The organism is Tahibacter sp. (assembly GCF_032229445.1).
Taxonomy (GTDB): Bacteria; Pseudomonadota; Gammaproteobacteria; order Xanthomonadales; family Rhodanobacteraceae; genus Tahibacter.
The window spans coordinates 20,589-32,273 of record NZ_JAVTWC010000058.1; the positions used below are offsets into that span (position 1 = coordinate 20,589).

General features: G+C 66.3%; 11 protein-coding genes. 4 read left to right on the top strand and 7 right to left on the bottom strand.

Annotated elements, in window-relative coordinates:
* From RUU78_RS11310 to RUU78_RS11320, 3 genes are all read left to right on the top strand, one after another.
* Positions 1 to 2,591 (top strand): hypothetical protein (locus tag RUU78_RS11310; protein ID WP_313916624.1); only part of this gene is annotated, 2,591 nt, incomplete at its 5' end.
* A gap of 213 nt (positions 2,592 to 2,804) precedes the next feature.
* On the top strand, positions 2,805 to 3,626 hold the full coding sequence (locus RUU78_RS11315; RefSeq protein WP_313916626.1) for an inositol monophosphatase family protein: 822 nt from the start codon (positions 2,805 to 2,807) through the stop codon (positions 3,624 to 3,626).
* A 44-nt stretch (positions 3,627 to 3,670) separates the two neighbouring features.
* A complete protein-coding gene (locus RUU78_RS11320) occupies positions 3,671 to 3,910 on the top strand; it encodes a hypothetical protein (RefSeq protein ID WP_313916628.1) in 240 nt (79 codons plus the stop codon).
* Positions 3,911 to 3,999: 89 nt separating this feature from the next.
* Here RUU78_RS11320 and RUU78_RS11325 read toward each other — a convergent pair whose 3' ends face one another.
* From RUU78_RS11325 to RUU78_RS11355, 7 genes are all read right to left on the bottom strand, one after another.
* Positions 4,000 to 4,689: an ankyrin repeat domain-containing protein gene (locus RUU78_RS11325; RefSeq protein ID WP_313916631.1), complete on the bottom strand. Its 690-nt coding sequence runs from the start codon at positions 4,687 to 4,689 to the stop codon at positions 4,000 to 4,002.
* A 142-nt stretch (positions 4,690 to 4,831) separates the two neighbouring features.
* Positions 4,832 to 5,707: an AraC family transcriptional regulator gene (locus RUU78_RS11330; RefSeq protein WP_313916633.1), complete on the bottom strand. Its 876-nt coding sequence runs from the start codon at positions 5,705 to 5,707 to the stop codon at positions 4,832 to 4,834.
* A gap of 43 nt (positions 5,708 to 5,750) precedes the next feature.
* On the bottom strand, positions 5,751 to 6,335 hold the full coding sequence (locus tag RUU78_RS11335) for a 2'-5' RNA ligase family protein (RefSeq protein WP_313916635.1): 585 nt from the start codon (positions 6,333 to 6,335) through the stop codon (positions 5,751 to 5,753).
* A gap of 77 nt (positions 6,336 to 6,412) precedes the next feature.
* Positions 6,413 to 6,640 (bottom strand): type II toxin-antitoxin system HicA family toxin, encoded by a 228-nt coding sequence (locus tag RUU78_RS11340; RefSeq protein WP_313916637.1) that lies wholly within the window; start codon positions 6,638 to 6,640, stop codon positions 6,413 to 6,415.
* Between the two features lie 14 nt (positions 6,641 to 6,654).
* Positions 6,655 to 6,861 carry a hypothetical protein gene (locus tag RUU78_RS11345; RefSeq protein ID WP_313916639.1) on the bottom strand — a complete coding sequence of 69 codons (207 nt, stop codon included), beginning with the start codon at positions 6,859 to 6,861 and terminating at the stop codon, positions 6,655 to 6,657.
* Between the two features lie 78 nt (positions 6,862 to 6,939).
* Positions 6,940 to 7,131: a hypothetical protein gene (locus RUU78_RS11350; RefSeq protein ID WP_313916641.1), complete on the bottom strand. Its 192-nt coding sequence runs from the start codon at positions 7,129 to 7,131 to the stop codon at positions 6,940 to 6,942.
* Between the two features lie 92 nt (positions 7,132 to 7,223).
* Positions 7,224 to 10,739 carry a methylmalonyl-CoA mutase family protein gene (locus RUU78_RS11355; protein WP_313916643.1) on the bottom strand — a complete coding sequence of 1,172 codons (3,516 nt, stop codon included), beginning with the start codon at positions 10,737 to 10,739 and terminating at the stop codon, positions 7,224 to 7,226.
* Between the two features lie 171 nt (positions 10,740 to 10,910).
* On the opposite strand from RUU78_RS11355, the gene RUU78_RS11360 reads away from it, so the two are divergent.
* A complete protein-coding gene (locus tag RUU78_RS11360) occupies positions 10,911 to 11,507 on the top strand; it encodes a hypothetical protein (protein WP_313916644.1) in 597 nt (198 codons plus the stop codon).
* The last annotated feature ends 178 nt before the right edge of the window (positions 11,508 to 11,685 follow it).

An 11,685-nucleotide genomic window follows, 5' to 3' on the forward strand; every position in this document is an offset into this window, starting at 1 on the left:
GCGCGGGCACCTGCGTGATCAACGCCAACCAGGCCGGCAACGCGAACTGGAACGCGGCACCGCAGGTGCAGCAGAGCTTCGCCGTCGCGCGCAGCAGCCAGACGATCAGCTTCACCTCGACCGCGCCGGCTGCAGCGACAGTCGCCGGTCCGACCTATACGGTCACGGCAAACGCCAGCTCCGGCTTGCCGGTCGCGTTCACGATCGACGCGAGCGCGAGTGGCGTGTGTTCGATCGCGGGCAGCACGGTCAGCTTCATCGGCGCGGGCACCTGCGTGATCAACGCCAACCAGGCCGGCAGCTCGAACTGGAACGCGGCACCGCAGGTGCAGCAGAGCTTCACGGTCAGCCGGACGAACCAGACCATCAGCTTTACCTCGACCGCGCCGGCCGCGGCGACGTTCGGCGGTCCGACCTACACAGTCACGGCGACGGCAACGTCCGGCTTGCCGGTCGCATTCACCATCGATGCCGCCGCGAGCGGCGTGTGTTCGATCGCCGGCAGCACCGTGAGCTTCATCGGCGTGGGCACCTGCGTGATCAACGCCAACCAGGCCGGCGATGCGACGTTCAACCCGGCACCGCAGGTACAGCAGAGCTTCGTGGTCGCGCGCGCCGACCAGACGATCACCTTCACCTCGACCGCGCCGACCAATGCCAACGTGACTGGCGGTGCTACGTATACGGTGACCGCCACCGCGACCTCGGGCCTGACGGTCAGCTTCGCCATCGATCCGAGCGCCGCGGCGGTCTGCTCGATCAGCGGCTCGACCGTGAGCTTCCTCGCTGCAGGCACCTGCGTGATCAATGCCGACCAGGCCGGCGATGCGAACTGGAACGCCGCACCGCAGGTACAGCAGAGCTTCGTCATCAGCGCCTGCCTTGACCTGGCCCTCGGCCAGGTCGTGCGCGCCCCGGTTACCGGTTCCGCCTCGGTGTGCATCCAGAGTTCCAGCGGCGCGGTGACCGAGTACACCTACCTGCCGATCAGCCTGGCCACGTCGGGCAATACCAGCGTGACCGTCACCGGCACCGACATCCAGCCGGTTACGGGGCCGCCGACACCGCGTCCCGAAGCCAGCCTGCTGGCGCCACTCGCTGCATCGCCCGACGCACCGGTCGATCTGCACGCGTTCGAGACGCCCGCCGCATTCCCGTCGGGCCACGTGCACAGCGAGGCCGACTTGGTCACGCCACGCGGTACCGGTCCACTCACCGTGGGCCAGCTCATCGACCTCAACGCGTCGGTCGGGGCCTGCGGCATTGCCACCGACATCCGCAAGGCCCGCGTCGAAGCCATCACGACGCCGCAGACGGCTGGCCAGCCGGTGCTGTACGCGGTGCAGGAAGTCGTCGAGCAACCGGCGGGTAGCGGCACCTGGGTGCCCGCGGTGGCAGGCGGCTACCAGACCGTCGATTTCCAGAACATGATGAATGCGTTTGTGCAGGCGCCGCCGGGCGCCACGCCGGGGGCGAGCTTCAGCACGACGACGCTACTGCGGACCGGCGCGATGGATATCCTGCGCACGAACCTGGGCGAACTCAGCGACATCGACAGCAACGGCGGCGTGATCGTGTTCTTCACGAAGAAGCTCAATGAACTGTCACCGCCGGCGAGCAGCACCGTCGTGCCTGGCATGTTCCAGCCTCGCGACCTGTTCGCCGCTGCCAGCTGCGGCGGCAGCAACCAGGGCGAAATCCTCTACCTGTTCGTGCCGGATCCCACGGGCTCGGTGAACTCGAACGTGCGCACCATTTCGTTTGCCTACGGCAATGCCGGCCCGACGATGATTCATCACGCCGAGCACCTGTTCAACGCGTCGCGCCGCCTGTACTTCAACGGTGCCGCACCGCTGGAACAGTTCTGGCTCGACGAAGCACTGGCCTGGAGCATGCAGGAACTGGTGTTCTACAGCACATCGGTCGGGCTGGCGCCGCGTGGCAACATCCAGCTGTCGACGCTGACGACGGGACCGAACGCATCGGTGCGCGTGGCAGCGTTCAACACGTTCGAGAACACGATGTACGGCCAGATGCGCTCGTTCTTCTACCAGTTGGGCAGCAGCAACGGCAGCGTGCGCCTCGGACCGCTGCGGCAGCAGCCCCACTCCACCGGCACGCTGCCAGAGTCGCATGACCTGCTGGCCGGCAATTTCGCGCACACGCACACCTTCCTGCGCTACGCGCTGGACCGCCTGAACACCGGCGACACCGCGGTGTTCAACGCGCTGGTCAATACCAGCCAGGTCGGTACCGCCAACCTGACGGCGGCACTGGGCGTGAATGCGAACGACTGGGTGCCGGACTTCCTCGTCGCGGCCTATGCCGACGACGCCGGCATCGCGGGCGTGGCTGCGCAGTACACCCTGCCGAGCTGGAACTACCGCTCGGTCTATGGCGGCCTTGGCGGCTTCCCGCTTGCGGTGGACAACCCGGCCAACGGCACGCCGTTGACGGCCAACATCGGCCCCGGCGGCGGCACGCGCTATATCCGCGTCGGCGTGGCGGCCGGCCAGCTGGCGACGATCGCGATCACCGACAACAGCGGCACGAATCCGGCGCTGTCGACCGCGATCATGCGGACCAAGTAGCCGTCTGCGACCGACCTACCGGCGAAGCATCGGCAACGATGCTTCGCCGGATCACCGGACGGACTCCGTCGATCGGTTATCGGCCCCGACACCTCGCACGCGCGACCTGCGTACAGACGCACACGGCGACCGCGGGTCCTCGATGCGCGGGCGACACCGTAGTGCGTACGGCGATGGCAGTATCGGCAGCCTCGCCCTTCACGGTGACCGCGCATGAACCCCGAACGCCTGTACGACCTGCTCGCCATCGCCCTGGAACTCGCGCAGGTCGCCGAACGCGAGATCCTGCCGCACTACCAGCGCTGCGTGGTGGATCTCAAGGCCGACGGCAGCGAGGTGACGCAGGCCGACCGTGCGGCGGAACAGGCAATCCGGGCGCTGCTCGCGCAGCGCTGTCCGACGCACGCGATCCTCGGCGAGGAATTCGGTGGCGAGCGCGACGCCGCGCAGCAGTGGATCATCGATCCGCTCGACGGCACCAGCGCGTTCGCGCTCGGCATGCCGCTGTTCGGCACGCTGATCGCCTATGCCGAGCACGGCGAACCGCTGGTCGGCGTGATCCACTTTCCGGTGTTCAGCGAGACCGTCTACGCGGCGAAGGGACTCGGCTGCTGGTTCCGCCGCGGCGACGGCGAACCGCAACGCGTACGCGTCGGCGCGGCGACGCGCATCGAAGACGCCGTGATCTCCGCGTCCGGCGTGCATGCGACCGACATCCATCCGGATCGCCATGGCGCCGCGTACCGCCTCACGCCGCTGCTGCGGCGCGCGAAGAAATTCCGCGTCTGCGGCGATTGCCTGCAGCACGCGCTGGTCTGCCGCGGCAGCGTTCACGTCGCCGTCGACACGATCATGCAGCCCTGGGACATCGCCGCACTCGTGCCGTGCATCGAGGAAGCCGGCGGCATCGCAACGAGCCTGGGCGGCCAGCGCGAAGGCATCGTGTTCGGCGGCAGCCTGCTGGCCTCGTGCGAAGAGAATCTGCACCGTGAGGTCCTGCAGGTGCTCAACGACAGTCCGCGACTGGCCGCATGACGACACTGCAGACACCGACGCCGCTGCACGAAGGAGACGCCACCATGAACGTTTACGCATACATCGCGCAGCGCTGCGACGACGACATCGCACCGCAGCAATTGGCCGAGATCACGCTGTGTGCCACGCCCGCGGAACTGCGCGGGATGGCGGAATTCCTTTCCGTCTGCGCATCGGAAATGGAACGCCTGGGTGGCGACTACAGTCACGTGCATCTGTCCGATCGTGCGCCCGGATTCAGCGGCTCGCCGCAGATTGTCGTTGCGGCGCCGGATCAGGACTGAGGAAGCCCCCCCTTCCTTCTCGCATGAACCGCCCGGCGTGGTGCCGCCGCGGGTGAAGCACGCGTATGCATGCGATGAATGGCAGCGGCTTACGCCGTGCGCGCCTGCGCCAGCCGCTCCAGCCGCCGCGCCAGCGCCTCGTGGCCCGCCCGGCGCGCCAGCATCGCAGGCGTGTCGCCCTGTTCGTTGGGCAGGCCCGGATCGGCTCCGTGGAAATGCAGCAAGGCGACGATCACCGTGTTGCCAGCTAGCGCGGCGGCGTGGATCGGCCGCACCTGGTGCGCCTGCGGGGTATCCGGATCGGCGCCGGCATCGAGCAGGGCCTGCAATGTCTGCAGGTCTCCGCGCGCGACCGCGGCATGAATCGGTCCTACGCGCATCGCGTTGTCAGCGCAGGCATTGACGTCGGCGCCCTGCTCGATCATCCAGCGCGCCAGCGCCCCCTGGCGGAAGAACACGGCCAACCCGAGCACGGTGAAGCCGTCGGCGGAACGCGTCTGCAGCAGGGCCGGATCCGCTTCGATGAGTTCGCGCACCGCGGTGACGTGGCCCAGCGCGATCTGCTCGGCGAAATCGAGCGCACTGCGCTGCAGCCCGAGCCAGGCGGCGAGATCGCCGCGTTCGTGATAGAGCGCCCAGAGCGTCGCCGGAATTCCTTGTGCAGTACGCGCGTCGGCGAGCAGCGGATCGTGGCGCAAGGCCTGCTGCACGGCGGGCTGGTCGCCGCTGCCGATCAGGCGGAAGAACTCGTCGGTGGAAACGGCAGCGGTGTCGGTCATGGGAAGTACTCCGCAAACGGTGTGCACATGCTGCCGCACTGAGCGGGAGCGCGCTTATCGTAGCTTGCGAAATAATCCGGTCCGCAGTAGCGGTGTGGGCAAACCGACGTCTGCGCCACCGGCGCCGACCGCATCGCGGCGTTCAGCGTTTCCGCAGCAGCGTGCCCGGCGCGGCGCCGAAGCGCTGGCGGAACTGGCGCGAGAAACTCGGCAGGCTTTCGTAGCCGACAGCCAGGCAGGCTTCCGTCACCGACGCCGCGCCCTGCAGCAGCAGGCGCCGCGCTTTCAGCAGGCGCCGTTCGCTGACGTGCGCGAACGGCGAGCGGCGCAGCACCGCCTTGAAGCTGCGGTGGAAATGATGCGGCGCGAGACACGCGGCGCGCGCGGCATCGGCGAGCGAGAACGGCAACGCATAGTGTTCGTCGAGCCAGGCTTTGCCGGCGAGCACGCGCCGATGCAGTTCCGCGCGCGTGGCCGGGCGCGCCGCAGCGATGCGCTCGCGCTCGGAGCGGACCTCGCTGACGAGATCGAGCATCAGGTCGAGCAGGCTGCGCAGGCGCAGCTCCGCTTCGGACGGTGTGGCGTCAATCTGCGCAAGCCCGCGCAACTCGTCCAGCGGCTGGCAGAAACGCCGCGACGGCCACAGCCGCCGCGTGACCGCGAGCAGGTCATGCGGCCGCAGCGACGGATCGTCGAGCAGGCCGTCGAGGCATGCGAGCCGGCTGCTGCAGGCATCGGCCTCGATCTCGTGCGAGAAGAACACGACCAGCGTCTCCACCGGTTCGGCGGACTGCAGGTCCATGTCGTAGGTCTCGTCACGCGCCAGTACCAGCGCCGTATCCGCATCGACCGTGAAGCGTTGCGTGCCGATGCGCCAGGACGCTTCGCCGCGGACCACATGCTTGATCGACAGCGGCCCCTGCACCGCGCGTGCCTCGTGACGCCGCGCCTGCGCACTGAGGATCACGCTGTCGTGGCCGAGGCGGTCGAACCGCGGGCCGTAGAGGATGTCGCTCATGGCCGTTGCCCGTTTGTCGTCACGAGCACCATCGCTTCATGGATCAGGCCGCAAGCAGCGGCCAGTTGCCGAGCGGGACATAGCGCGTCTGCCCGAGCAGGCTGTGGATCAGCGCGAATTCCGTGGCCCGCCACACGATGGGCTCGACCGGCTCGGCGACGACAGCCTGCGGCGCGTAGGCCAGCGTGACATGCGGCTCGAAGGTGCGCGTGACGCAGCGGCCGAGCCCGACCTTGAGCAGTTCGCGGCCGAGATTCTCGCGGAAACCGTGCAGCGCCTCGTTGCCTGCGCTGGCCTTGAGCACCAGCGGCCGGCGTTGCGGGTTGCCCGAGAAACTCACGATCTCGTCGAAGCGGACGTCGAACGGCGCCATGCGCAGCGCGGCCGCCGCGTCGATGGCCGTCTCGACGGTGGCTGCCGGAAGGCCGGCCCAATCGCCGATATGGAACAACGTGACATGCAGCCGCTCGACCTGATGGCGCGGCACGCACAGACCATGGCGGCGACAGACGTGCTCGCCGAGCACCGCGATACGCGCGGCGCTCGCCGGATCCGGGAAAAGGCCGAGGAACAGGCGGTCGGTGGGGACCGCGGGATCGAAGCCGAACAATGCGGACTGCTGGGACATGGACAAAGCCGCGTGACAGTAGAAAGGATTTCAAAAGGAGCTTCGCAGCAAGCGCCGCACCGCAACAGCCGAAACGCTTACTCGCTCCACAATTGACGGGCGAGTTCTTCCTTGCTGATGCGCCTCGCCGAGGCGATGTCGAGGAGTATCGCGGCAAGAGTGCCGAGTTTAATTGGCGCGTGATTCGGTACCGTGAGCGAATGCGCTGCCGGTTGTTCGCAATGCAGCCGGATGTGGCTTCCTGTCTGCCGAACGACCTGATATCCCAGTCTGTGCAATGCCTTCACGAGGTCCAGGGCATCCATGTCCCGAGGCAGTCTCATGCGGCCAGGACCTCGTCGCGCACAAAATGGAGTCGGATTGCCGTGGGCTTTCGACCTTCATCGAAGTGGCATCGAACAGCGTCGCGCACGTTTTCGCGCAACTCCTCCACCGTTTCGGCTTGCGTGAATATCGACTCGCCGAGCGCACGCGCCGAATAGCCTCCTTCGGGGGCTTCTTCAACAAGAAAAACGACTTCGCTCATCGCAAAACCTCGTTCTCGGTAAATTCCGGCGTCACCATCGAAAGTTGGACGCACGCCGTGAATCATTGCGCCTTGCGTCTACAGGCGGAAATCCGTACCGCGAAGCGGAGTACGCGGCGGCGGTGTCGGACACAGCATGGCGACGACCTCCATCAGCGAAAAGAATGCCGCAAAAGGATCCGGATGCGTCACGCAACCATACAGCGCACCGCCTTCGGCGGCGAACAGGAAGCGGCTCCGATCATCGCCAAGTTCACGTTTCGAATTCACGCCTCATCTCCCCGCAACAGATCGTCGCAATCGAACCCGCGGCGCTTCGCGCAACGGGCCCGCAATCCCAGGCATCGCTCAGTGCCCGGTCATCACATATTCCGCCGATACTCCCCGCCCACGTCATACAGCGCGTGGCTGATCTGCCCGAGGCTGTGCGTCTTGACCGCGTCGATGAGGCTCTCGAACACGTTGCGGCGTTCGCGCGCGGCGGCCTGCAGCGGTTTGAGCCCGTCTTCGGCGTAGTCGTTGCGGTTGCGCTGGTAACCGGCGACGTTCTCGATCTGCTGGCCCTTCTCGGCTTCGGTGGAGCGGATCAGTTCGATCTGGGTGACGATGTCGCCGCCGTGGTCTTTGGGCAGGAAGGTGTTGACGCCGATCAGCGGCAGGCTGCCGTCGTGCTTCTTGTGTTCGTAGTAGAGGCTTTCTTCCTGGATCTTGCCGCGCTGGTACATGGTGTCCATCGCACCGAGAACGCCGCCGCGCTCGCTGATCGCCTCGAACTCCTTGTAGACAGCTTCCTCGACGATGTCGGTGAGCTGGTCGACGACGAAGCTGCCCTGCCAGGGATTCTCGTTGAAGTTCAGGCCGAGTTCCTTGTTGATGATCATCTGGATCGCGACCGCGCGGCGCACGCTTTCCTCGGTCGGCGTCGTGATCGCCTCGTCATAGGCGTTGGTGTGCAGACTGTTGCAGTTGTCGAACAGCGCGTAGAGCGCCTGCAGCGTAGTGCGGATGTCGTTGAACTGGATTTCCTGCGCGTGCAGCGAACGGCCCGAGGTCTGGATGTGGTACTTCATCATCTGGCTGCGGGAGTCCGCGCCGTAACGCTCGCGCATCGCGCGCGCCCAGATGCGCCGCGCGACACGGCCAATGACGGTGTATTCCGGGTCCATGCCGTTGGAGAAGAAGAACGACAGGTTCGGCGCGAAGTCGTCGATCTTCATGCCGCGCGCGAGGTAGTACTCGACGATGGTGAATCCGTTGGACAGGGTGAAGGCGAGCTGGCTGATCGGGTTCGCGCCGGCCTCGGCGATGTGGTAGCCGGAGATCGACACCGAATAGAAGTTGCGGACGTTCCGGTCGACGAAATACTGCTGGATGTCGCCCATCATGCGCAGCGCGAACTCGGTCGAGAAGATGCAGGTGTTCTGCGCCTGGTCTTCCTTGAGGATGTCGGCCTGCACCGTGCCGCGCACGGTCGCCAGGGTCTTCGCCTTGATGCGCTCGTAGGTTTCCGCATCGACGACCTGGTTGCCGGTCACGCCGAGCAGGCCCAGGCCCAGTCCCTCGTTGCCCTCGGGCAGCATGCCGCCGTACTGCGGCCGGCTGCGGCCCTGGTACAGCCTCTCGATCGTCGCGCGCGCGGCATCCCAGCGCGCGCCGTCCTCGCGCAGGTACTTTTCCACCTGCTGGTCGATCGCGGTGTTCATGAACATCGCGAGGATGATCGGCGCCGGTCCGTTGATCGTCATCGACACCGAGGTCGTCGGCGCGCAGAGGTCGAAGCCCGAATAGAGCTTCTTCATGTCGTCGAGCGTGGCGATGTTGACGCCGGAATTGCCGATCTTGCCGAAGATGTCGGGGCGCACGGCCGGATCCTCGCCATACAGCGTGACCGAATCGAACGCCGTGGACAGGCGCGCGGCCGGCAGGCCGACGCTGAGGTAGTGGAAGCGGCGGTTGGTGCGCTCGGGCGTGCCTTCGCCGGCGAACATGCGGATCGGATCCTCCCCGGTGCGGCGATACGGATAGACGCCGCCGGTATACGGGTAGTAACCGGGAAGATTCTCTTTCTGCAGGAATACCAGCAGTTCGCCCCAGCTGCGGTAATTCGGCGCGGCGATCTTGGGAATCTTCTGGTGGCTCAGCGAATCGCGGTAGTTCCCGACGCGGATGGTCTTGTCGCGCACCTGATATTCGGTGAACTCGTCGGTGACGCTCTTGAGGCGCGCCGGCCATCCGCGCAGCAGCTTCAGCCCTTCGGAGGACAGCGATTGCACCGCATCGTTGTAGCGCTGGCGCAGGGTCTTCAGGCTGCGGTCGTCGCCTTCGGCCAGCGCTTCGACGGCGTAGAGATCCAGCGCCCTGGGCAAGGCCGCGTCGTCGAGATCGCGCAGCGACTGCCAATACGACTGGGCGCGATCGGCGATCTGTGCCTGCGACTCGATCGCGGCATTGATGCTGCGGCCCTGTTCGGCGATCTCAGCCAGATAGCGCACGCGTTGCCCCGGTATCAGCACGGTCGCGCGCGGCTCCTTGAGCGAGGTGTCGATCTCAGGACTGAAGTCGCAACGGTCGCTCGCCGCGATTCCCGATTCCCGATTCCCGATTCCCATCTTTGCCGCCAACAGGCGGCAAAGACTCACAAACATCCAGCTGACGCCGGGATCGTTGAACTGGCTCGCGATGGTCGGGAAGACCGGCACGTCCTCGTCCTTCATCTGGAACGCGACGCGGTTGCGCTTCCACTGCTTGCGCACGTCGCGCAGCGCGTCTTCTGCACCGCGCTTGTCGAACTTGTTCAGCACGACGAGTTCGGCGTAGTCGAGCATGTCGATCTTCTCGAGCTGGCTCGGCGCGCCGAAATCGCTGGTCATGACATACATCGGGAAGTCGACGAGGTCGACGATTTCCGAATCGGACTGGCCGATGCCGGCGGTCTCGACGATGACGAGGTCGTAGCCCAGCCCCTTGAGGAACGCGATGCAGTCCTTGAGCACGATGTTCGTCGCGACGTGCTGGCGCCGCGTCGCCATCGAACGCATGAACACGCGCGGACTGCGCAGCGAGTTCATGCGGATGCGGTCGCCGAGCAGCGCGCCGCCGGTGCGACGCCGCGTCGGGTCGACGGAGATCACGGCCATGCGCATGTCAGGAAAGCTGGCGAGGAAGCGATTGAGCAGTTCGTCGGTAACCGAGGATTTGCCGGCGCCGCCAGTACCGGTGATGCCGATGACCGGCGCGCCGCGGCCGGACAGCGCGAAGCGCGGGTCGGACGCGTTCCAGTCCTTGCGCAGCTGCGCGAGATCGGTGTCGGTGTAGTCGCCGCTCTCGATCGCGGTCAGCATGCGGCCGATGCCGATCTCATCGTCCAGCGCCGGCTGCGCAGCCGACAGCGGTGCGCGGTTTTCGTCGCGCTGACGCCGCCCCTGCCCCGCGCGGCGCACCACGTCCTCGATCATCGCGACCAGGCCCATGTGCATGCCGTCGTTCGGATGGTAGATGCGCTCCACGCCGTAGGCCTGGAGCTCGGCGATTTCCTCCGGCGTGATCGTGCCGCCGCCGCCGCCGAAAACGCGCACATGGCCCGCGCCGCGTTCCCTGAGCATGTCGACCATGTACTTGAAGTACTCGACGTGGCCGCCCTGGTAGGAACTCAGCGCGATCGCGTCGGCGTCTTCCTGCAGCGCGGCGCGGACCACGTCCTCGACCGAGCGGTTGTGGCCGAGGTGAATGACCTCGGCGCCCTGCGCCTGGATCAGCCGGCGCATGATGTTGATCGCGGCGTCGTGGCCGTCGAACAGGCTCGCAGCGGTGACGAAGCGCAGTGGGGCCGTGTTGGCCACCTGATCCTGCGTGGCTACGAGTTGGGCAGGTGAGCTCATCGTCAGTCCCGGCGAAAGTGGCGCAGGCCGGCATTGTAGCCCGCGGCGCGCGCGCACCAGCCGGCCGGTTGTCCGGACCAATTGGCCCTGCCCGGCCACGCATGCCTCGCTCGGCAGCGGCCGCGCGGGGCACTATGATTGGACTTTGCCTGCCACGACTCGGAGTTGCGCATGTTCTACCGGACCGCCCTGCTGCTCAGCCTTGCCGCCGGCACCGCCGCGGCCAAGGATATTCCGCTGCAGAACCCGAGCTTCGAGGAACCGGCAACGGTGCACGATGTGATCAGCGGCTGGCGCGCGTCACAGCACGCGGGCGAGAACTCCTACGAGTTCACGACCGTCGGCGACATCTTCGCCAAGGGCAAGCGCAGCTTCCGCCTGACGCGAATCAAGGAACAGCACTACGGCGCGCTCGACCAGTCCCTCCCGGCCGCCCCGCTCGCTGGCCGCACGATCGAATACCGCGTGCAGGTGCGTGCCGAAGACGTCGGCCCCGGCGGCTTCGGTCCCTACATCAATCTGACGAGCAGCAGCGGCGACGTGCTCGAACAGATCAAGGGCGAGTTCGTGACCGGAACTGTGGACAAGTGGAAGACCATCAGGATCACGCTGACCGTGCCGCACGACGTGCACAACGTCGTGATCGGTCTGCTGCTGCTCGATACCGGCACGGTCTGGGTCGACGACGTCAGCCTGCGCACGCTCGACGACGTGAAGCCGGTCAAGAAGCCGGAAAAGCCGCGCACCGGCAACATCATGATCCCGTAAGGAATACCTCGGACGCTTTTCGATCGTCGCTTTTTTGCCATGCAGCACGACAATATCCGGCAACGCTATGGCCCTTGGGCCGTGCACCAGATCTCCACAACCCTGCGTTGTTTTGCACCACAGTATCCGGCAACGCTATGGCCCTTGGGCCGTGCACCAGATCTCCACAACCCTGCGT